This window comes from Dactylosporangium darangshiense (assembly GCF_039537565.1).
GTDB lineage: Bacteria > Actinomycetota > Actinomycetes > Mycobacteriales > Micromonosporaceae > Dactylosporangium > Dactylosporangium darangshiense.
Genome location: NZ_BAABAT010000028.1, coordinates 1 through 21,648, shown reverse-complemented (window position 1 = coordinate 21,648; position 21,648 = coordinate 1). Strand labels below are relative to the sequence as shown.

Annotated in this window: 16 protein-coding genes and 1 pseudogene; 6 read left to right on the top strand and 11 right to left on the bottom strand. The window is 73.5% G+C overall.

From position 1 onward, the window contains the following. Window positions 1–11: 11 nt before the first annotated feature. Entirely contained in the window at window positions 12–3,455 is a 3,444-nt protein-coding gene (locus ABD901_RS37450) for an ATP-binding cassette domain-containing protein (protein WP_345134565.1), read from the top strand. Between the two features lie 50 nt (window positions 3,456–3,505). Here the strand turns inward: ABD901_RS37450 and ABD901_RS37445 are convergent, their stop codons facing one another. Beyond that, window positions 3,506–6,304: an AAA family ATPase gene (locus tag ABD901_RS37445; protein ID WP_345134563.1), complete on the bottom strand. Its 2,799-nt coding sequence runs from the start codon at window positions 6,302–6,304 to the stop codon at window positions 3,506–3,508. A gap of 228 nt (window positions 6,305–6,532) precedes the next feature. Here ABD901_RS37445 and ABD901_RS37440 point away from each other — a divergent pair, with 228 nt between their 5' ends. Then, window positions 6,533–7,555 carry a DUF4331 family protein gene (locus ABD901_RS37440; protein WP_345134561.1) on the top strand — a complete coding sequence of 341 codons (1,023 nt, stop codon included), beginning with the start codon at window positions 6,533–6,535 and terminating at the stop codon, window positions 7,553–7,555. A 52-nt stretch (window positions 7,556–7,607) separates the two neighbouring features. Here ABD901_RS37440 and ABD901_RS37435 read toward each other — a convergent pair whose 3' ends face one another. The 5 genes from ABD901_RS37435 to ABD901_RS37415 form a co-directional block, all read right to left on the bottom strand. Beyond that, window positions 7,608–8,927, bottom strand: a complete 1,320-nt coding sequence (locus ABD901_RS37435) for a ferredoxin reductase family protein (protein WP_345134559.1) — start codon at window positions 8,925–8,927, stop codon at window positions 7,608–7,610. Between the two features lie 60 nt (window positions 8,928–8,987). After that, a complete protein-coding gene (locus tag ABD901_RS37430) occupies window positions 8,988–10,445 on the bottom strand; it encodes a DUF1996 domain-containing protein (RefSeq protein WP_345134557.1) in 1,458 nt (485 codons plus the stop codon). Window positions 10,446–10,892: 447 nt separating this feature from the next. Further along, a complete protein-coding gene (locus ABD901_RS37425) occupies window positions 10,893–11,546 on the bottom strand; it encodes a response regulator (protein WP_345134554.1) in 654 nt (217 codons plus the stop codon). After that, the gene (locus tag ABD901_RS37420) at window positions 11,543–11,884 is read right to left on the bottom strand and encodes a hypothetical protein (protein WP_345134552.1); all 342 of its coding nucleotides are present in this window, start codon (window positions 11,882–11,884) and stop codon (window positions 11,543–11,545) included. The genes ABD901_RS37425 and ABD901_RS37420 overlap by 4 nt, the downstream gene beginning before the upstream one ends. After that, complete coding sequence (locus tag ABD901_RS37415) at window positions 11,881–13,089, bottom strand: sensor histidine kinase (protein WP_345134550.1); 1,209 nt, start codon at window positions 13,087–13,089, stop codon at window positions 11,881–11,883. Before ABD901_RS37415 ends, ABD901_RS37420 begins: the two co-directional genes overlap by 4 nt. A gap of 134 nt (window positions 13,090–13,223) precedes the next feature. Between ABD901_RS37415 and ABD901_RS37410 the strand changes: the two genes are divergently transcribed. From ABD901_RS37410 to ABD901_RS37400, 3 genes are all read left to right on the top strand, one after another. After that, window positions 13,224–13,643: a hypothetical protein gene (locus ABD901_RS37410; protein ID WP_345134548.1), complete on the top strand. Its 420-nt coding sequence runs from the start codon at window positions 13,224–13,226 to the stop codon at window positions 13,641–13,643. Continuing rightward, complete coding sequence (locus ABD901_RS37405; protein WP_345134546.1) at window positions 13,640–15,109, top strand: multicopper oxidase family protein; 1,470 nt, start codon at window positions 13,640–13,642, stop codon at window positions 15,107–15,109. The genes ABD901_RS37410 and ABD901_RS37405 overlap by 4 nt, the downstream gene beginning before the upstream one ends. Before the next feature lie 104 nt (window positions 15,110–15,213). Continuing rightward, the gene (locus ABD901_RS37400; RefSeq protein WP_345134544.1) at window positions 15,214–16,584 is read left to right on the top strand and encodes a DUF1996 domain-containing protein; all 1,371 of its coding nucleotides are present in this window, start codon (window positions 15,214–15,216) and stop codon (window positions 16,582–16,584) included. A 4-nt stretch (window positions 16,585–16,588) separates the two neighbouring features. On the opposite strand, the gene ABD901_RS37395 is transcribed toward ABD901_RS37400, so the two are convergent. From ABD901_RS37395 to ABD901_RS37375, 5 genes are all read right to left on the bottom strand, one after another. Further along, window positions 16,589–17,098 carry a carbohydrate-binding protein gene (locus ABD901_RS37395; protein ID WP_345134542.1) on the bottom strand — a complete coding sequence of 170 codons (510 nt, stop codon included), beginning with the start codon at window positions 17,096–17,098 and terminating at the stop codon, window positions 16,589–16,591. Next, a complete protein-coding gene (locus ABD901_RS37390; RefSeq protein ID WP_345134540.1) occupies window positions 17,095–17,718 on the bottom strand; it encodes a response regulator transcription factor in 624 nt (207 codons plus the stop codon). Before ABD901_RS37390 ends, ABD901_RS37395 begins: the two co-directional genes overlap by 4 nt. Further along, complete coding sequence (locus ABD901_RS37385) at window positions 17,715–18,878, bottom strand: sensor histidine kinase (RefSeq protein ID WP_345134538.1); 1,164 nt, start codon at window positions 18,876–18,878, stop codon at window positions 17,715–17,717. Before ABD901_RS37385 ends, ABD901_RS37390 begins: the two co-directional genes overlap by 4 nt. Window positions 18,879–18,939: 61 nt before the next feature. Further along, complete coding sequence (locus ABD901_RS37380; RefSeq protein WP_345134536.1) at window positions 18,940–19,548, bottom strand: CG0192-related protein; 609 nt, start codon at window positions 19,546–19,548, stop codon at window positions 18,940–18,942. Window positions 19,549–19,568: 20 nt separating this feature from the next. Continuing rightward, on the bottom strand, window positions 19,569–21,188 hold the full coding sequence (locus ABD901_RS37375) for an FAD-dependent monooxygenase (RefSeq protein WP_345134534.1): 1,620 nt from the start codon (window positions 21,186–21,188) through the stop codon (window positions 19,569–19,571). 182 nt (window positions 21,189–21,370) lie between these two features. Between ABD901_RS37375 and ABD901_RS37370 the strand changes: the two are divergent. Then, window positions 21,371–21,648: pseudogene (locus ABD901_RS37370) on the top strand (sensor histidine kinase); the annotation flags it as partial.

Sequence of the window (21,648 nt, the reverse complement as noted above, 5' to 3'; positions counted from 1 at the left end):
GGGACCACACCATGCGACTGATCCGTGACCTCTGGGCCACGTCGCCGCGCCGGACCGCGCTCGTGGCCTTCCTCATCGTGCTCGGCGCGGCGGGGCAGGCCACGGCGTCCGCCGTCGGCGGATCCGTGCTCATCCACCGCTCGTGGGCGATGTTCGCGGTGCTCGCGGCCGCCCTGGCCGCGGCCGTGCTCACCGACCTCGGCGTCGGGCTCATCATGTCCCGGCTCACCGCCGACTGGGCCGCCGACGTGCGCCGGCGGCTCTGCCGCGTCGCCTTCGGCCAGGACCTGCCGACGCTGGAGACCACGCCGGTCGGCGAGCTGCTCGACCGCATCGACGGCGACGTCTACCAGGTCGCCTCCGAGCTGCGCAACGCCGGCGTGCGCATCGCGCAGTCGGCCTGCTACACCGTGCTGTCCGTGGCGACCACGCTGTTCGTGTGGTGGCCGGCCGGCGTCGCGATGATCGTCATCACCGTCGTGCTCACGTTCGCGCTGCGCAAGCCGACCGCGAAGATCGCCGACGCGCGCATGCGCGAGGAGGAGGCCTGGTCCGACCTCGCCGCCGTCATGGAGGAGAGCGTCCACGGCCAGGACGACGTGCGCACCTCGCTCGCCCGCCCCTATGTGCTGCGCCTCTACGCCCGCCGCGCCGCCACCACGCTCGCGCGGGGCCGCAAGGTGTGGGTCCGCTCCGCCGCCGTGACCTCCGTCGCGTCCGGCTTCGTCCGGTTCGGCATCGCCGTCGTCGTGCTCGGCGGCGTCTGGGGCCTCGCCACCGGCGGCATCGACGTTGCGCGGCTCAGCGCCGTCTGGCTGCTCGCGCTGGGCTTCGGCGCGACCGTCGAGCACACCAGCCGGATGGTGCCCGAGCTGCAGTACGCGCTCGGCGCCTGGGCCCGCGTGCAGCTGCTGCGCGACTCCAAACAGGAACCGGTCGGCGGGCAAGCCCCGGCCGCCGGCGATCTCGAGGTACGCGATCTCACCTTCAGGTACTCCGAGACGGCCCGCAAACCGGCCCTGCGCGACGTGAGCCTCACGTTCGCCCGGGGCCGTTCCTATGCCCTCATCGGGCGCACCGGCTCCGGCAAGTCCACACTCGCCAAGGTGCTCACCCGCGCCGTCGAAGTGCCGCGCGGCACCGTCTTCCTCGGCGGCGCCGACGTGCTCGACATCGACGTGGAGGCACTGCGGCGCTGGATCGCCGTCGTGCCGCAGCGCACCGAGATCCTCGCCGGCACGCTCGCCGAGAACATCGCGCTGTTCGACCCGCAACTGCTCGACGCCGCCGCCCGCGCCGTCGAGGAGCTCGGCCTGACCAGGTGGGTCGCCGACCTGCCCGACGGCATCGACACGCGCCTCGGCGACGGCGGCCACGTGCTGTCCGCCGGCCAGGAGCAGCTCGTCGCGTTCGCCCGGATCGTGGTCCGCGACCCGCAGGTCGTCATCCTCGACGAGGCGACGGCGCGGCTGGACCCGGTGACCGAGGCGCAGGTGCAGCGGGCGACCGCGCGCCTGCTCGCCGGGCGGATCGGCATCATCGTCGCGCACCGGCTCTCCTCGGTACAGCAGTGCGACGAGGTCGTCGTCCTCGCCGACGGCGCCGTGGTGGAGGCCGGCCCGCTCGCCGAGTCGGCCCGCTTCGCCGAGCTGCTCGCCAAGTCCGCGGCCTCGACCGCGCCGGCGCCCCCGATCGCCCTGGCGCCCGCGCTCGCCTCGGCGCGGCCGGTGGTCACCAGCGCCACGGTCAAGGCCGACCCGCCGGCGCTGCCCGCGGTGCCCAAGGCCCGCACGATGTGGAACATCTTCAAGCTGGCGACCAACGACTGGCGCTTCGGCATCGTGTCCGTCGTCATGTTCGCCCTGATGACCCTCGTCGGGCTGGACGGCTCGGTGCTGCCGTGGCTGTGGGCGGACCTCGTCGACGGCGCCGGCGAGACGCTGTGGCCGGCCCTGGCCATCGCGGCGGCGCTGCTGGTGCCGATGGCCCTGCCGTACTACACCGGCAAGTTCTTCCCGGAGTGGTGGGTCCGCCAGCTGCTGCGCATCGGCCTGCGGCTCGTGCACGGCCAGACCGGCGCCCGCCGGGTCAGCAAGCACACCCCGGCCGAGGTCGTGTCGCAGGGCGGCGACACCGAGCGCGTCGTCGTGCTCGCCGACAACCTCATCGACCAGTGGATCTGCGTGTTCGTGCTGGTCTCGATGACGGTGGTCTCCGGCTCGTTCGTGCCCGCGCTGTTCATGGCGGCCACGATCGTGCTCTCCGGCCTCGCCGCGACCCTGTTCGGCCCGTCGCTGAAGCGCTCGGCGCAGAAGACGGTCGCGGCCCGGGCGGCGTTCGCCACCGCGCTCGTCTCGTCGCTGTCCGCGGCGCGCACCGTGAAGCTGGCCGGCGCCACCACACCGGTCCTGGGCCACCTGGCCCGCCTCGACCGCATCCGCAGCGACTTCCTGCGCCGCGAGATCGCGGTCCAGGTCTGGGCCCGCTCCACCCCGGCCCTGGCCAGCGGCCTGCTGCCGATCGGCGCCTGGGCGCTACTGCTGTCCGGCCGCCTCACCGCCGGCGCGGCCCTCGTCGCCGTGTCCACCCTGGGCTCGGCGCGCTGGTTCGCGTGGACGACGGCGTCGCTCATCTCGCAGCTGCCGTCGGCCCGCGTCTGGACCCGCCGGACGGTGGAGATGGCGGGCGTGGCCGAGTACGCGGCGGCGGTCCCCGGCGTCGACCTCTCGGCCGGCACCGCGCCCGCACCGCCGACCGCGCCGCGGCACCCGCTGCGCCGCCTCGAGTTGAACGGCTTCGCCGCGGTACACGAGGACGGCACCGTCGCGGTCCAGGACCTCGACCTGTCCGTCGAGCGGGGCCAGCTGGTCCTGGTCGTCGGCCCGGTCGGCTCGGGCAAGTCGTCGCTGCTGCGCGCCCTGGCCGGCATCGTCCACCACACCGGCAAGCTCCGGTGGAACGGCGAGCCGGTCACCGAGCCGGAGATGTTCCTGCGCCCCAACCAGATCGGCTACGTCGCGCAGCTGCCGCGCGTGCTGTCCGGCACGGTCGCCGACAACATCTCCCTGGGCCACGAGGTCGACGCAGACAGCGCCGTCTCCACCGCCCAGCTGGAGCACGACCTGACCGCGGCCGGCGCGGGCCTCGGCCTGCTCATCGGCCACAAGGGCACGCGCCTGTCCGGCGGCCAGCTCCAGCGCCTCGCCCTGGCCCGCGCCCTGGCCCCGCGCACGGAGCTGCTCATCGCCGACGACGTGTCATCGGCGCTGGACGTGACGACGGAGCTGGCCCTGTGGCGCGCCCTGCGCGAGCATGGCGTCACGGTCATCGGCTCCACATCGAAGCGCGCCGCCCTGACCCAGGCCGACCGCGTGGTCGTCCTGCAGGCCGGGCGCGCCGCGGCCCAGGGCACCTGGCGCGAGCTCGAGTCGAGCTGGGGCCACCTGGCCGGCTGACCGCCCCACGCGCCGGCGCCGGGCCACAGACCCGGCGCCGGCGTACCCCCTCAGCGCCGGCCTGCGGTCAACGCGTCACGAAGTGCGGCCCGGCTCGTGACGCCGAGCTTGGGAAACAGCCGGTACAGATGGGTGCTCACGGTCCGGTGCGACAGATGCAGCCGCGCCCCGATCTGCTTGTTGCTGTAGCCGGCGGCGGCGAGTTCGGCGATCTGGAGCTCCTGGGCGGTGAGTACATCGTTCGCCCGGGGCACCTCTGCGTCGCCCGAGACGCACGGTACGCCCATGATCCGCAGGGCCTGGGTGGTGCGTTGCGCCCACGGGTGTGCATCGAGCTGCTCGAAGGTCGCCAGCGCCGCTTCGAGGTGGCGATGTGCCTGCGGGCCGGCACCCCCCTCGTGAAGCCGTTCTGCGCAGGCCAGGGCGACCCGGGCGCGATCGAAGGGCCAGCGTTCGGCGCCGGGCACGGCGAGGGCCCGGTCAGCCAGGCGAATCGCCTCGTCGTCGGCAACGGCGGCTATCGCGGCGCAGCCGTATGTAATCATCGCCAGGCGGGGTGAGATGGCAGGGAGGCCGTGGGCGTGCATGGCGGCGACATGGGCCTGGGCGGCCTGCTGGCGGTTGGTATGGACCGCGGACTCCACGACGTCCAGGCACACCCACAGCGCGGTGGCTTCGTACGCGGCCAGGGTTCCCGCCGGGCTGATCGCGGCCGCATTCTGGTACGCCGTTTCGAAGTCACCTTCGCCGTTCGCCGCGAGCGCACGAGCGTGCCACGCGAAAACGAGACCCAGCCGGGAGCCGCGGGGAGTTGCCCACTGCGTCAGTTGCGTGGTCAGGCTGTCGGTGGTGCCGGTGTCGCCGCGAGCGGCCGCAAGCAGCGCGAGATCGTACGTGCAGATTTGGGCGTAGGCCGACGCGCCGGTGGCGGTGCATGTCGCGAGGGCGTCCGCGGCGAGCCTGTCGGCTTCGTCCCATCTACCGCTGCCGAATGCGTCCGGCCATAGCATCAGCCGGGCCATCGTCGCCCGGGCGGGCGCTCGTCCTTCGTCGCCCCCGGCTATCTGGTGGCGCAGAATGTCGCGGCATCCGGCGAGGCGGTCGGCGTAGACGGCAGCTGCCGGGATGCGCAGCAGATCCTCCGGCTCGGATCGGTCGCGCATTTCCGCGATCGCCGCGTCGAGCTCGGCCAGCACCGGCAGCCCGATGTGCGCCGGGTCCGCCTGAGCGCCGGCTTGCAGACGCAGGCCGCGCGGGACTGCCGGCGTCAACCGGCCAAGGGTCGTGAAGAACGGCTCCCACAGCTGCGGACGTCCGCCGAACAGGCACAACACCGAGAGGGTGTCGATCGCCGCCATCAGTCCTTCGTCGGATGAGTCGTACGTACCCGCGTTGGCTTCGATGGCCGCCACCAGAAGCCGGTGAATGGTGTCGATGTCGTAGTCCCCGTTGGCCATCGCGATGGCGGCCGCCGCGGCGACGTGCAGCGCGGCGGCCGGCTCCAGGTCGGCATCTTGGGCGTGAAAGAGCAATTGCGCCACCGCGGTCAGCTGCCACGATCCGCGGGCCGCCGTCTGCGCCGCGGCGGCCATCCGGCGGCTGCGTTCGCCCGGTGCGGGACTCAGGTCCGCCGCTCGAGTCAGCGCGGCGACCGCGCCGGCCGCGTCGTTGCGCTGGATCATCTGGCGTGCGCAGTGCTCCAGCAGCGCGGCGACATCCTCGTCAGGCTGATCGACGGATGCGGCAAGATGCCGGGCGCGATGCTCCGGCCGGCCTGCCAGTGCCACCGCCAGTGTGCAGTGAGCCACGCGCCGCTGCGCTGCGGTGGACATCTCGACGACGGCCGACCGCGTCAGCGGGTGCCGGAACGTGACACGGTGCTGCTCCTCGTCCACGTGCAGCAGCCGCTCCCGCTCCGCGGGGGCGAGGTCGTCGAGCACGGGCGCACCAGCGGCGCTCCGCAGGACACGCAGGTCGGCGGTGGCATCAAGGGCTGCCAGCAACAGCAGCTCCCGTGTCTCGGAAGGGAGGCGGGAGATGCGGGAGGCGAATACGGCCTGCAGCCGCTCGCTGAGGGGAAGGACCGCAGGGAGGTCTTGCAGGGCGGCTCTCTGGTCCCTGGTCAACGCGGGCGGCAGCTCGAGCAGCGCCAGGGGGTTGCCTTCGGCCACCTCGAGCAACCGCCGGCGTACCCGTGGCGCCAGCGTCGGGAAGCGTGAGCGCAGCAGCGTGTCGGATGCGCCGGCATCGAGGACGGTGACATCGTGACGGGACATTCCGGCCCAGCGCAACGGTCCCGCCGGGGAGGTTCGGGAGGCCGCGAGCAGGCCGACGTGGCTTCCCCCGAGCCGGCCGGCGACAAAACTGAGCACCTCGGCGCTGTATGCGTCGAGCCATTGCACGTCGTCCACGATGATCACGACGGGATGGTCGGTCGACGCCGTCCCCAGCAGCGTCAGCACCGCCTGTGCGACCCGAGTCGGCTGCGGAAGCCGGCCGTCCCGCAGACCGCAGGCCACCGACACGGTCCTGTGCTGGGTCGCAGTGAGCCGATCGGCGTGCGCCATCAGCGGCACGACCGCCGCGGCCAGCCCCGAGAAGCTGCCGGCCTCCACCTCGGTTCCGCCGGCCTGCACCACGGTGAAGCCGCGCGACTGCGCAAGCGCCGAGGCCGTCGTGAGCAACGCCGTCTTGCCGACCCCGGGCTCACCGACCAGCAGCATCGCCGTGCCGACGGTCGCCGACCGGTCCAGGAAGCCGCCGATCACGGCAAGTTCGCTATCACGCCCGACCAGGCGGTGCGCCGCCGCCGGCCCAGGTCGCAGACCCCCACCCGGTTCAGCTGACATCTGGCTCACCCTTCGTGGTGAGGACAGCACCGATCCCGCGCAAGACCGCAGCGCTCATTTGGAACGTAACACGCCTACCCCGGCAGCCGTTGTCTGGTCGCGCGGATCTGCGTGTACGTCAAGTGACGTACACGCAGATCGCCGCCATCCGACGCTCGCGGCTCGGACTTCGCCCGTTGAAGACTCGACGCCAGGCCCGATCGCAACGCAACGTAAGGACAGAGCGCGATGTCACACCACCTCGACACTCCACTGGCGCGCCAGAACGGCCGCCTCTACATCGACGACCTGTACGTCTTCCCGGGCGACGCCAGCACCGTGTTCGTCATGAACGTCAATTCCACGATCACCGGGCCCGACGTGCAGCCCGGTTTCCACCCCGAGGCCCGCTACGAATTCAAGGTGCACCTCGACGGAGCCGACACCGAGGCCCTGACCTACCGCGTGAGCTTCGGCGAACCCGATGCCGATGGCCGGCAGACCCTCGAGCTCCACGCGCTGACCGGCGACGATGCCGGTGACGACACCGCGGTCGGCGACCTGGTGCTGCGGGGCCGCACCGGCGAGGCATCCGCCGGCGGCGACACGCGCCTGTGGGCGGGCCGAATCGCCGACTCGTTCTACATCGACCTGTCGCTGCTGTTCAAGGTCAACGGGGCGGTGAAGGAAGGCACCGCCGTTGACCTGTCGCAGTGGTACCCGGAGCAGGCCCAGAACAGCTTCACCGGGACCACGGTCGAATCGATCGTGCTCGAGGTACCCCACCAGCACCCGCAGCTGAGGCCCGGCACCCGTATCGGCGTCTGGTGCGCGACCAAGCTCGCCACCGACGCGGGCGGCTGGCGGCAGATCAACCGCGCGGGACATCCGATGATGTGGCCTATCTTCTGGCCCGACGACACCCGGTTCACGTATCCGGCGAACACGCGGCACCCGTCCGAAGACTATGCGGCGGACGGTGACGCGATCGCCGACCGGGTCGCGGCCGTGGTGCGGGCCGGTGGGACCAGCGACGACCCGCAGGGCTACGGCCAGACCGTGGCGCGGCAGCTGTTCCCTGATGTCCTGCCCTACATCGTCGGTACGCCGGCGAGCTATGGCTTCGCCACGCGCAACGGCCGCACACTCGCCGACAATGCACCCGAGGTCATGCTGTCGATGGTCGCCGGGACGGCGATCGCGTCGGGGCTCAAGCCTTCGGTATCCGCGAGTCTGCGCGACAAGGGCTTCCCGTACGTCGTTCCAGCGTAGGGGCAATCCGCACGCCATCGTCGGCCTGTTCGTCCTCTCCCAGCCCCGCGCCTCACCAGGCGAAGCGCTCGCGGTGCAGGCGCGGGGCGGGGACGCCGACGCGGCGGGCGGCGCGCAGGACGGCGTCGGTCCACGGGTCGGGGCCGCAGACGTAGACGTCGTGGTCCTCCAGGTCCGGGGCCAGGGAGCGCAGCGCCGCGATGTCGTCGTAGTCGGCGTACACCACCGGTAGCCACGAGCCGGGGGCTGCGCGCGGGCCGACGAGCGGGACCAGGCGGACGCCGCGCTCCCGGGCCAGCCACTCCAGTTCGGGCAGGAACGCCACGTCCTGCGGGTGGCGGGTGCGGTACACCAGGGTCGCCTTGCCCTGGCCGTACGGCAGGTCCCACAACAGTGCCAGCAACGGGGTGACGCCGACGCCGCAGCCGAACATGGTGACCGAGCCGCCGCGGTAGGTGTCGGCGGTCATCCGGCCGTACGGTCCCTCGATGACCACCTTCGTGCCCGGGCGCAGTGCGGCGACCCGGGCCGTGGCCTCGCCGACCGTCTTCACGGTGATGCGGAGGCGGTCGGCGCGGGGCGGGCCGGAGAGGGAGTACGGGTTGCCGCGCCAGCCGCCCTCGCCGTCCAGGAAGCGCCAGACGAAGAACTGGCCGGCGCGGGCCGGGAGGCGGTCCAGGCGGCGGCCGCGCAGGTAGACCGAGACCAGGCCGGGCGCCTCCTGGACGACCCGGTCGACGCGCAGGCGGTGGCGAAGGGTGCGCCAGACCGGCATGCCGAGGCGGAACACGACGGTGGAGCCGGCGGCGGCGCCGTACATGGCCCACCAGAACGCCGACGCCAACGGGGTGCCGAAGTCGCTGCCCAGCCACAGCTCGTGCGGGATCGCGAGGGCGATGCCGGCGTACGCGTACAGGTGCAGCAGGTGCCACGTGGCGTAGCGCAGTCGCCGGCGGATCGGGCGCACCGACGTCGCCGTCACCAGCACGACGGCGAGCAGCCCCAGGGTCGCGGGGACCATGCCGCGGTACACCGTCAGGAACGCCCACATCTGCCGCGCCGGGTCGGTGCCGGTGCGCTCGGCGTACGCGACCAGGGCCAGGGCGACATGGGCGAGCAACAGAGCGAAGGAGGCGGTACCCGTCCAGCGATGCCAGCGGCCGAGGGAGTCCTGGCCGAAGGCGCGTTCGAGCCACGGGATCCGGGCCATGCCGAGCACCTGCAGCAGCAGCAGGTCGGTGGACCACAGCGCCGCGAGGCGGCCGGCGGCGGCCAGGCCGGGGGCGGACGTGGGCAGGCCGGCCGCCCACAGCACGGTGGTGACGGCCAGGCTGGACGCCGCAAAGAGCTTCGCCGCGGTACGCACAAGCACCCCAATGGGAACGAGGAACGGCCCCGCCACCGGGGGCGGGGCCGTTCGGAGGGACGAGGATCAGCCGCCGGTGAAGGACGGGGTGATGCCGCACTTCGCCTTCGCGTCGAGGCAGACCTTCACCAGGGGGCCGAGGTTCTCCGGCTTCCAGGCGTTGACGAAGTCGCCGTGCATCGATGAGGCCATCCCCGACGACAGTGCGAGACCGTCGCCGCCGAGGGACTCGTAGTTCACCATGAAGGACAGGTTCGGGATGGCGACCGGGTAGTCGCCCTGGCACTTGCCGTCCTTCGCGCCGCCCATGTGCGACTTGTGGTCCGGCGAGTCGATGTGCTTGCCGTCCCAGCAGTCCTGGAAGGTCAGCTGAAAGATGAGGTTGCCGCCGGGGGCGCAGACCGGCCAGTTGCCGTCGGCGCTGCGGCCGACCTCGGCGCTGCCGGCACACCAGAACTGTCCCGGGGCGCCCTTCTGCGTGGCGACCTGGCGCTTGGCGTCGCCGTGGACCATGACGAGGCCGGGCGGGAAAGGTACCGTCGCCGACGGGTCGGGAAGACGCGACCCGTAGTACACGCGGAAGCTCTTGATCTTGACCGGCTGCCCGTCCTTGAGCAGCTGGGGCACCCAGTAGGCGCTGTTGTCGCCCGGTGCGTTGCAGGTGGTCTTGCGGGCGAAGAGGTCGGCCGGCTTGGTGGCGGCGTCGACGGTCGGCCCGAAGAACGTGTGCATGTGGGACGCGCCGGGCAGGCCGGGCAGCACGATCGGGTCGTCCTTGGCCTCGTTCGACACCGAACAGTCGGTGTGGAACTCGGCGACCCGGGTGGTGCCCGCGGGCACCGGCAGCTGCTTGAGCTGGTTGAACGCGGCCAGCTCCGCCTGCCACTTGGCCTGATCGACATCGACCCAGCCGGCGGCCGGGGCCGAGGCGGTGGGCGAGACGCCTCCGGTCGGGGCGGCGCTGCTCGGCGCGGGCGGCGCGACCGTGGCGGTCGCCGGCGGGCGCGTGCCGGAGCCGAGCGCGAACCAGTTGACATTCACGAAGTCGCTCTTCTGGCCGCTCTTCATCACGGCGACCAGGGTCTGCGGGCCGGACGGGACGCTCGCCGCGGTGGCGGTGACGGTCGTCCACTTCTGCCAGCCGCCGGTGTACGCGACCGGGAACGTCGCCACGAGCGCGCCCGCCGGCGAGCCGAGGTGCAGCTCGATCGAGCCGCCGGCCCGGTTGTTCGCCGCGATCCGGGCGCTCAGCTGGGCGCCGATGGTCACGTTGTTGTACTGCATCCAGTCGCCGTCGGCGAGCCACCCGACGTTCTTGCCACCGCCGCTGTCGGCCGTGTTCTCGGTCCGCGCCCCGTGCTGGGCCTGCCAGTTCTCCGCCTCGATCTTGCCGGGCGCGGCCTCGTCGGCGTTCGCCGTCGCGAGGTAGGCCATGCTCGCGCCGACCGCCGCGACGACGGCGGCGCCGATGATGATGTTCCGGGCCCGGCGCCTTTTGCGCGGGTTGGGGGAATCGTTGCGCATACGTCTGTCTCCGCCGTCCTGGGCTGACGTCGTGTAATCGGTGCGGTCAGCAAGTTACGGCAGGTCAGAGCCTTAGTTCAAGACGCAAAGGAAGACTTAGAAAAGCACTCTTCGAGTGCCGCTGGTCGGGTCTGCGACCCCATTCGATTACGTTTTTCCGGATTAAGTTTGGCTTAAAATCGAACCGGATTCGTTCGGTGACATTCCGCAGGATCAGGCACCCGGCCCCAGCATCTGCAGTCCGCGTTGGCGCATCGGCCGGGCCGGATGTGCCGCCTCCCTCGCCCGCGGCGCACGGAGCGTGGGCGAGCGGTTGGGCCGCGGGACCCTGGCCGGTCGGCCCTAGCCCACGGTGCGCGAGGCGTGAAGCCGCCGAGCGAGACGGAGGACGCGCGGGTCGCGACGCCGGCCTCGGGTGGCGGGCGCCGAGCTCTGCCCGTGCGGGCTTTAGACGGTGACCAGGCCGGACTCGTAGGCGAAGACGACGAGCTGGGCGCGGTCGCGGGCGTGGAGCTTCGTCATGGCGCGGCTGATGTGGGTCTTGGCGGTGGCCAGGCTGATGACCATGCGCGCGGCGATCTCGTCGTTGGAGAGGCCGCGCGCGGCGAGGGCGACGACCTCGCGCTCGCGGTTGGTCAGGGCGTTCACGGCGCCGTGCAGTGGGCCGCGCGGTGGGCGGGCGACGAACTCGCCGATCAGGCGGCGGGTGATCGCCGGGGACAGCAGGGCGTCGCCGCGGGCGGCGACGCGGACGCCGTAGATCAGGTCGGCGGGCTCGGTGTCCTTGACGAGGAAGCCGGCGGCGCCGGCGCGCAGGGCGGCGTAGACATATTCGTCCAGGCCGTAGTTCGTCAGGATCACCACGTGCACGCCGTCGAGGGCGGGGTCGCCGGCGATGCGGCGGGTCGCCTCAATGCCGTCGACGCCGGGCATCTGGATGTCGATGAGCGCGACGTCGGGCCGGTGCTCGAGGGCCAGCTCGATCGCCTGCGCGCCGTCAGAGCCCTCAGCCACGACCTCGACGTCCTCCTCGGCGCTCAGCAGCGCCCGGAACCCGGCGCGGATCAGCGCCTGGTCGTCGACGAGCAACACCCTGATCACGCCGCCATCACCCACAACCCGTGCGACACCGAAAACCCGAAGCGGAAACGAGTGCGATCCACCGCACCGGGCGGCGTCAGGTCCGCGCCGGTCGCCGGCCGCGTATCGCGCGCAGCCCGAGGGGCGTCGCGGTGAGCGGCGGCGGAGGTGCGGACCGAGGACCCGTAGCGGAAGCGGGTGCGGTCCACCGCGACGGCCGGCGTCGGGGCCGCACAAGTCGCCGACCGCTCGTCGTGCGCCGACCGCGCGTCGTGCGGTGAGCGCGCGTCGTGTGGCGTCCGGGGCGCGGCGCCGCGAGCGGGCGAGGTGCGGCGGTCGGGAGCAAGGGCCGGCGTCATGTGCGCACCGTGGCCAGGGGGAGCTGTGCGTGGACGGAGAAGCCGCCGTCGGGGCGAGGGGCCGCGGTCAGCGTGCCGCCGACGGACGTTACGCGCTCGCGCATGCCGGTCAGGCCGACGCCCGGGACGGGGGGCGGGGCGCCGCGGCCGGCGCGGCCGTCGTCCTCGATGCGCAGCGTCAGGCAATCGGGGCCGTACTCGATGCAGACCGTCGCCGTGGCCGGGCCCGCGTGGCGGGAGACGTTGGTGAGGGCCTCCTGGACGATCCGGTAGGCGGTGCCGTCGACCGCCTCCGGCAGCTGCGGTGGGCGGCGGCCGGCGATCCGGACCGTGACCGGCAGGCCCGTCAGCCGCGCGCCCTCGACGAGGCGGTCGAGGTGCTGCAGGCCGCTCGCGCCGTTGCCGATGGTGGTCCCGTTGCCGTCGGCAGGAGTCGCGCGGTATTCGGTGGCCGAGGCGGGAGGGGGCGCCGGTGGGTCGCTGCGCAGCACCTCCAGCGTGTTGCGCAGCTCGCGCATCGCGTCGCCGCTGGCATCCTGGATGGCGATCAGGGCCTCCGGGACCGCGTCGCCGCGCTTGTGCGCCAGGTGCACGGCAACGCCGGCCTGGACCTTGATGATGCTGATGCTGTGCGTCAGGGAGTCGTGCAGCTCGCGGGCGATGCGCAGGCGCTCCTCGTCGGCGCGGCGGCGGGCCGTCTCCTCGCGGGTGCGCTCGGCCTCCTCGGCGCGCTGCTCGACCTGCTCCAGGTAGGCGAGGCGGGCGCGGGTGACCTCGGCGAGCACCGCGGCGGCGACCATCCAGCCGATCAGCAGGAACCAGCGCTGGAACACGTCCGGCGGGGGCGCGCCGTTGCCGAACACCTCGCCCGCCACGCCGCCGATGAGGATCGTGGCGATCGTGGCGACGGCGGTGCGGCGCTCGCCGATGCGGACCGTGCCGTAGATGGCGATGAGGACCGGCACGGCGGGGCCGACGCCGGGGTAGCCGAGGAGCAGGTAGGCCAGCAGGCACGCGGCGGCGGCGAGCAGCACAAGGCGCGGGAACCGGCGGCGGGCGACGAGCACCAGGCCGGCGGCGACGAGGAACGCGATGCCGCGCGCGTCCAGCGGCGTCCGGGCCGCCGGGGCGGTCGCGGCGCTGGCCACGGCCACCAGGGCGACCGCCACGGCCAGGCCGACATCTCGCCACGCTTGCCTGTTCATGGTCTTGACGTTAGGCGATCGGGGGCGCAGGCGCGTCGGCCCAGGGTGGTATCCGTGGCGTACGGTCACGGTCGTACAAGGTCTCGACCCAGGTCTGACGACGCGAGCCGTCCGGCGGCGAAGCATTGCCGTCCATGAACGCACGAACGGTCCACATGGCGCTGCGGGGGAGCAGCGCGGCACTCGCGGTGCTCGCCGCGGTGCAGGTGCTGCTGGCCGGCAGCTTCCTGAGCGGGCACTACCCGGTGCTGCAGTGGCACATGATCACCGGCTTCACGATGGTGGTGCTGGCGCTGGTCCAGCTCGTCCTGGTCTTCCTGCCGGGGCGGCGCGAGCGTGGGGCCTCCGTGCTGCGCCACGGCATCGCGGTGCCGTTCGCGCTCGCACTGCAGGGGGTGCTGGGCGTGTTCCGAATCCTCGAGCTGCACGTGCCCATCGGCGTGCTGATGGCGGTCGGCCTGACCCAGATGGCGACCGAGCTGTGGCGAACACCACTCCCGGCCCGAACAGCAAAGGCAGGGGCACCGGCCGAAAAAGTAGGAGCAACGGCATGAAGCGCCGCGCCGTGCTGGGGGTGGGCGCGGCCGGGCTGGTCGCCGCGGGCCTCGGGTGGTCGATCCTCACGCCGAAGGCAACGGGCCGGCTGTTGCGCAGCCGGGCACCGCTGCCGCCGAAGTTCCAGGCGCGGCTCGCGATCCCGCCGGTGCTGCAGGGCGAGGAGATCGTCCAGCGCGAGGCCGACCTGCACATCCTGCCGGGGCTGACGACCCGCGCCTGGACGTACAACGGCAGCTTCCCGGGCCCGACCGTGGTCTCCCGCTCGGGCCGGCCGACGGCCGTGACCCACCGCAACCAGTTGCCCGAGCCCGTCGTGGTGCATTTGCACGGCGGCCACACGCCGGCCAAGAGCGACGGCTACCCGATCGACCTCATCATGCCGGAGGGCCAGACGCACCACGACATGGCCGGGCACGACATGGCCGCGATGACGGGCGACGTGAGCAACGGCAGCCGCACCTACAACTATCCGATGCTCCAGCGCGCGGCGACGCTGTGGTATCACGACCACCGGATGGGCTTCACCGGCCCCAACGTGTACCGCGGCCTCGCCGGCTTCCACCTCGTGCGCGACGACGAGGAGGACGCGCTGCCGCTGCCACGGGGGGAGCGGGAGCTGCCGTTGATGATCACCGACCGGGCCTTCGAGGCCGACGGGTCCTTCCGGTATCCGGCGGGGGACAAGGCGTACATGAGCGGCGTGCTCGGCGACGTCGTGCTCGTCAACGGTTTGCCCTGGCCGGTGCACGAGGTCGACCCGGCCCGCTACCGGCTGCGGGTGCTCAACGCGTCCAACGCGCGGCGGTACCGGCTGCGGCTGGACCCGCAGCCGCCGGGCGGGGACGCGTTCGTGCAGATCGGCAGCGACGGCGGGCTGCTGGAGCGGCCGGTCCGGCACGACACGCTGCAGATCGCGCCGGCCGAGCGGTTCGACGTGGTCGTGGACTTCGGGCGGTACAAGCCGGGGACCCGCGTCAAGCTCGTCGACCGCGACGGCGGTGACGTCATGCGCTTCGACGTCACCGGAGGTGAGCGCGGCGACGACTCGGCGGTGCCCGATCGGCTGAGCGCCGCGGCGACGACGCTGCCCGAGCCGGTGCGCACGCGCTCGTTCAAGTTCTCCGAGGCGCGGGACGGCACCTGGCGGATCAACGACCTGGAGTACCGACCGGGGCGGGCGCTCGCCCGGCCGAAGCTCGGGGAGGTGGAGCGGTGGCGGTTCGTCACGGACTTCCACCATCCGGTGCACCTGCACCTCAACCACTTCCGGGTGGTCTCGCGCAACGCGCAGGAGCCGGGACCGTACGACGGCGGATGGAAGGACACCGTCGACCTGCGCGCGGCCGAGGCGCTCGAGATCGCGGTGCGCTTCACCGACTACACGGGGACGTTCATGCTGCACTGCCACAACCTGGAGCACGAGGACATGGCGATGATGGGCGACTTCACCGTGGAGCAATAACCCGGAAATTGGGACCTCGACCAGGGACTTTCGGTTCAGTGGATCGACCGTACCGTGTGCGCGCCCCGCCATCGTTCGCGCACGCAGCACGTAAGGAGATCCTCGTGCCAAACGTCAGAGGCCCCGTGGCCGCCGCCGGCGTCGCGGCGGCCACACTGCTGGCCGTCGCCGCCGCCATGGCGACCGACGCCGATGCCGCAACACCGGTGACCGTGCAGGCGGAGGCGTTCGCCGCGCAGTCCGGCGCACAGGTCGAGACCACTGTCGACGCCGGCGGCGGGCAGGACGTCGGGTACCTCGCCGACGGCGACTGGCTGCGCTACGACGGGGTCGACCTCGGCCCCGCCGGCCCGCTCAGCGTCGGCTTCCGCGTCGCCTCCGCCGGCACCGGCGGCACCGGCACCGTCGAGCTGCGCACCGGCTCGCTCACCGGGCCGCTGCTGGCCCAGGCCACCATCGCACCGACCGGCGGCTGGCAGTCCTGGACCACGCTGAGCGCCACCGCCTCCGCGAGCCGCCCGACGGGCGCGCAGACCGTCTATGCGGTCATGCGCAACACCACGGGAGGCCGGGACTTCGTCAACATCAACTGGTTCTCCTTCGGGGCGGGGGGAAACACAGCGGCCGGCTGGGTCGACGTCGACCCGGTGAAGTGGAACGCGCAGCTGGCCGAGTTCCGTGCGATGCCCATGGACCCGGCGCCCGCGGGCACCGTGCGGGTCTCGGAGTTCAATGCCTCCTGCACCTACAGCCACTCGTTCAAGGACGACCCGATCGTCTTCCCAGGGCTGCCCGGCGCCTCGCACATGCACTCGTTCATCGGCAACCACAGCACCAACGCCGCCACCACGACCGACACCCTGCTCGCCAACGCCGGCACGAGCTGCGCGCCGGCGCCGGACCTGTCGGCGTACTGGGTGCCGACGCTGTACGAGCACGGCGTGGCGGTCGAGCCGAAGGCCGTCGTCGTGTACTACGGCTCGCGGCTGACGGACCCGACGGGCACGGTGCCGTTCCCGCAGGGCTTCCGGATGATCGCCGGCGACGCGAGGCTGCAGCAGGCGACGCCGGCGGGCTCGGTCAACCAGTTCTACTGCGCCGGGCCGGGCGGCGAGACCGGCCGGAGCGCCGACGGCAACTGGCCGCTGTGCGCGCCCGGCGCGACGCTCATGTTCCAGCTGGTGTTCCCGGACTGCTGGGACGGCACGCACCTGGACAGCCCCGACCACAAGTCGCACGTCGCGTACACGTACAACGGCGCGTGCGGCGGCGCGTACCCGGTCGCCATCCCGTCTGTCTCGTTCCTGCTCGCCTACCCCACCAGCGGTACCGCGGACGGCTTCACGCTCTCGTCGGGCATGGCGTCGTCGTTCCACGGCGACGCGGTCCTCGCCTGGGACAACGCGGCGCAGGGGCACCGGGTCAAGAACTGCATCGTCCAGAAGGCCAAGTGCAACACCGCCGGCACCTTCTAGGGCATCAGCGTAGTTCGATGCGGTTGATGTCGGGAGCGTCACCTGCGTCGTTGAAGAAGCGGATCCAGCTCGTGCCGGCGGGCACGAAGACGGTGAGGGAGGTGCGAGCGGGTATGAGGTAGTCGCCGGCCCCGGCCAGCGACAAGGCGTGCACGGGGCCGTCGCCGACGGCGACCTTCAGGGTTCGTGGGTCCTGGGTCTCGTACACGATGAGGAGGGTCCGCTCGCCGGCGGTGGGGACGCCGGCGACGCGGATCGCCAGCGTGTTCGGGCCGCCGATGTACCCGACCCGCCGGCCGCCGTCGCAGGAGGCGCAGTCGATGGCGCGCGCGCCGCTGCGCAGGTTGGCCTCGTCGGCGGCGTGCAGGCTCACCCAGAACGCCGAAGGCGAAGGCGGGGCGGGGGAAAGGCCGGCGGATCCCCCTTCACCAGGCAACAGCAGCGGCGGTACAAACGCGACGGTCGCGGCGACCGCGAGGCCGAGCGCCGCCCAGCCGAGCCACCGGCGGTTCACGAGCGGCCGGTCCAGCGCAGCAGCGCCTCGGTGCGGTTGGTGACGCGCAGCTTGGCGTACGCGCGGTGCAGGTGGTTCTTGACCGTCTTCTCCGTCAGCAGCAGCCGGTGCGCGATCGCGGCGTTGGACAGCCCCTCGGCCAGCAGGTCGAGCACGTCCTGCTCGCGGCGGGTCAGCCCGTACCGCGGGCGCGGCCGCATCGCCGGCCGGGCGCGCATGGTGGCGGTGGCGACGGCCACGGCGGCGGGTGAGAGCCAGCCGTAGCCGGCCGCGACGGCGATGACCGCCCGGTGCAGCTCGCCGGGGGTGAAGGCGCCGTGGATGAGGTACCCGCGGGCGCCGCCGTGCAGCATCCGCGCGACGAGGGCCGGGTCGGGGTCGCTGGTGAGCACCAGCACCGAGGTCAGCCGGGCGAGGTCGCCCAGGACGGACAGCCCGTCGGCGACCGGCATCCGATGGTCCAGCAGCGTCACCGCGGGGGCGTGGCGGCGCGCCTCGGCGATGGCCTCGAGCCCGTCGGCGGCCTCGCCGAGCACCTCGACGTCCGGCGTGCCCTCGAGGTAGCCGCGCAGCGCGGCGCGGACGATCGGGTTGTCGTCGACGACCAGCACGCCGATCATGCGGGCGCCGCCGTGGCCGGGATTTCCGCTTCGATCGAGGTACCACTGCCGGGGCTTGACCGCACGCGCAGCGAACCGCCGGCGGCGCGGGCGCGCTCGCGCATGCCGAGGATGCCGTAGTGGTGCCGCGCGCGCAGGGCGGACGGCTCGGCCGGCACCGCGAAGCCGCGGCCGTCGTCGGCGACGCGCAGGCGCACCCGGCCCGCGGGCGTCACGGCGAGGCGCACGGACACGGCGGAGGCGCCGGCGTGCGCGGCGGCGTTGCGCAGCGCCTCCTGCAGGATGCGGGCCAGCTCGTACCGCACCGCGGTCGGCGGCTCGACCCGCGCCGCGTCGAGGCGGACCGGCACGCCGGTGGCCCGCTCCCAGCGGGCGCACAGCTCGGCGACGACGTCGCCGAAGGGCCGGTCGGGCTCGTCGGCGCGCAGCCCGTCGAGCAGGTCGCGGGCCTCGCGGGCGGCGGCCGCGGCGCCCTCGCAGACGGTGCCGGCGAGGCGCTCGGCGAGGTCGGGGTGGCGGCGCAGGCTCTGCGGCAGGGCGAGCGCGGCGAACGACACCCCGCGCAGCGTCTTGGCGACCGAGTCGTGCAGCTCGCGGGCCAGCCGGGCGCGTTCGCCGGCCGCCGCGGCGCGCTGCGCGGAGGCGACCACCGACACCGACAGCTCGACGTGCCGGGCGAGGGCCTCGGTGGCGACGGATGCGCCGGCCGCGGCGAGCACGCACCCGATCGGGAACGCGAGCACGAACTCGGCGTGCGCGGTGCTCAGCGCCAGCACGCGGGCGGCGACGGCGTACCCGAGCGCGGCGTACACGGCGCCGACGGCGATGCCGGCCCGGCCGAGCACGACCCCGGCGAGGGCCGCGGCGCCGACGGCGGCGCAGAAGTACGCGATGCCGGGGTCGGCGGCCAGCACCGCGAGCACGAGCAGCCCGTCGGCGGCGAGCAGCGGCGCCGGGTGGCGCACCACGTACGGGTTGCGGGCCAGCACGGCGAGCCCGGCGGCCGCGCTCGCGGCGGCGATGCCCGCGGCGAGCAGCGGCGGCCGGGGATCATCGGCGAGCCGCAGCCCGGTGCCGGCGGCGGCGAGCGTCGCGACGCCCCGGCCGAGCAGCACGGCCCGCCCGAGGGCGGCGGGGGCCACCGCCCGGTCGACGGTCATGCACGGACTGTACCGAGTTTCGCGACTTTTTATATGTGCCGAACTATTTATACGTCCCGATTCAGACCACCGCGGCCAAGGCCCGTTCGCCCCAGAGCAACGCGGGACCGGCCGGGAGTGCCCCGTCGAGGACGCGGGCCAGCGCCAGCGTCAGGGAGTCGGTGGTGATCACGGTCGGGTCGGCGTCCTTGACGGCGGCGACCGCGGTCACGGCGGGCACGTCCGCGCCGGGCGTCCCGGTGCCGCGCACCGACATCGCCGGCGTGCGCGAGACCAGGCCCTCGTCGGTGGAGATCTCCTCGGCGGCCTCGGTGCCGCCGGCCAGGATCGCCGCGGCGAGCACGGCGGCGTAGACCGGGTCGCCGGCCGCGTCGTAGATCCAGCGGGTGCCGAGCACCGAGTGCTCCGACGTGCCCAGCAGCCAGGCCTCGGCGCCGGGCAGCGGCGTGTCGCGGTAGGTCAGCGGGATCTGGTACACCGGGCCGTCGGGCTCGGCGCGCACGAGGATGGTCTCCACGCCGACCTCGCCGGCCGGGTCGTCGAAGCGGAACGCGGACACCCGCTCCGGCTGCGGCGCCGCGGGCCCGCGATACCAGGGGCGGCCGGGCAGCCACCCGGCGATGAGGTCGAGCTTGCCGGGAGTGAGATCCGCACGGTACAGCAGCGCCATGCCGAGATGGTACCGGCGCGCTACCGCGTTGCCGGACCGGCGCCGCGGACCAGGTCCAGGACCGCGTCCCAGTCCTCCGGCGGGGTGTCGTCGCGCCAGGCGACGTGCTGGTCGGGGCGGACCAGGACCAGGCGGCGGCCCCAGCAGGCGCGCACCGCCGGGTCGGACAGCGGCAGGTGCACCACCGGCACGCCGCGCGCCCGCGCCGCCGCGCACATCGGGGCGCCGGCGCCGTCGTCGGTCAGGTCGACCAGGGTGAGCTGCGGTCCGAGGCGGTCGAAGAGCTGGCCGCCGTCGGCCAGGCGCACCGCGGGCGGGCGGCCGCCGGGCCAGGTGCTCGGCGTGATGCGCTGCCCGTGCAGGCTCGGCGGGGTGCCGCGCTCGTGCCATACGACCGGCGAGGTGGCGTAGCGGCCGCCGAAGCCGATCCCGACGTCGTCGGCCAGGTGCAGCTCCTGGCGCAGCACGCCGGCCAGGTAGTCCTGCGGCGCGCCGGCGGCGGCGAGGCGGCCGAAGCGGCGCCGCGTCTCCAGCACCCTCGACAGCAGCTCGCGGTCCATGAGCGCGCGCGGGCGCCGCTCCGCCTCGTAGCTGTCCAGCAGCGCCGGGCCGCCCCAGCCGTGGTGCACGGCGGCGAGCTTCCAGCCCAGGTCGACGGCGTCGGCGATGCCCGTGTCGGAGGTGTCGCCGGCCGGATGGAACCGGTGCGCGGCCTCGCCCGCCAGGAAGACGGGGCCGCGGCGGTACACCAGGGCGACCTCGAGGCCGTCGTCCCAGTCCTCGACGCCGAGCACCTCCGGCGGCGCGGCGCCGTTGCCGGTGCCGTGCAGCCCGCGCAGCAGGGCGGCCGGGTCGCCGCGGTCCCCGGGCCGGACGGCGAGGTGCGCGACCCAGGCGTCACGTTCGTCGCGAGACACCAGCGTCAGGGGGCCCACGACGAGCGTGGACAGGCCGGGGCCGCGGGAGCGCAGCGCCAGGTCGTTGCTGCGGAAGGAGATCGCACGGTACGCCACGGGCGCGCCCAGCCCGTCCAGCCCGATGTCGGCGCCGGCCCGCACGGTGCTGTGCGCGCCGTCGCACCCGGCAACGTACCGCGCGGCGACGGTGGCCACGGCGCCGTCGCGCCCGTCGAGCAGCGTCGCCAGGGCGCCGTCGCCGTCGATGCGCAGCTGGGTGCACGTCCAGCCCTCCCGCAGGTCGACCAGCGGCGAGGCGCGCAGCGCGGTGCGCAACTGCTGCGCGAGGTGGCCGCCGAAGACGGCCTGGTGCTGCTCGGCGGGTGCGCTGCCGTCGTTGACGGTGGCGTACCGCTGCCGCAGCTGGTTGACGGAGGGCCGCTGCGCAACGAGGACGGGCGGGCGGTCGAGCCGGCGGCTCCACACCACGTCGGTGGCCTCGTCGGCGTCCACGCCGGCCCGGCGGATCGCCGCGGCCAGCCCCAGGCGGCGCAGCAGCTCCATGCTGCGCCCGCCGAGGTGGTCGAGCGCATCGTGGCCGGCCGGCGCGCCGCCCTCCTCGACGACCAGGCACGGCACCCCGTGCTGGGCGAGCTCGAGGGCCAGGACCGCGCCCACCGGGCCGGCACCTACCACCAGCACGGGAGTGCGCAGTACCGTCGCAGCCACACCGACCTCGATCACGTTGTGTTCACCGATCCTTTGCAGATTGTTGTTCCTGCTGGTGATCGAGGTGAACAGCCGTTCGCCCGACGGTCGCGCCGCTCGACCCGATGGCCGCTAACCCAAACGGGTGCCGCGTTCCATGCAACGGCCCCTACTTTCGGCCGGTTCGGGCCGACCTCGCGTTTCGTAGCCTTGGGCACGTGACGGGGATGGATCGGACGGTCGACGGGGCGCTCGCGGCCGGCGCGGCGGTGCTGCTCGGCGGCACCGCGTTCGCGCTCGCCGAGAGCTGGGGCGGCCTGTCCTGGCTGCCGGGCCTGGCCTGCGGCGCCGCCGCCACCGCGATCGCCCTGCTGCGCCGCCGCGCGCCCGCGCCGGCCGCCGTCGCCGGGCTGGTCGTGGCGGTCGGCGCGGTCGTCGCCGCGCCCGCGCCCGTGGTGCCGGTCGAGCCGCCGCCGAAGCTCGGCCTCGCCCTCGC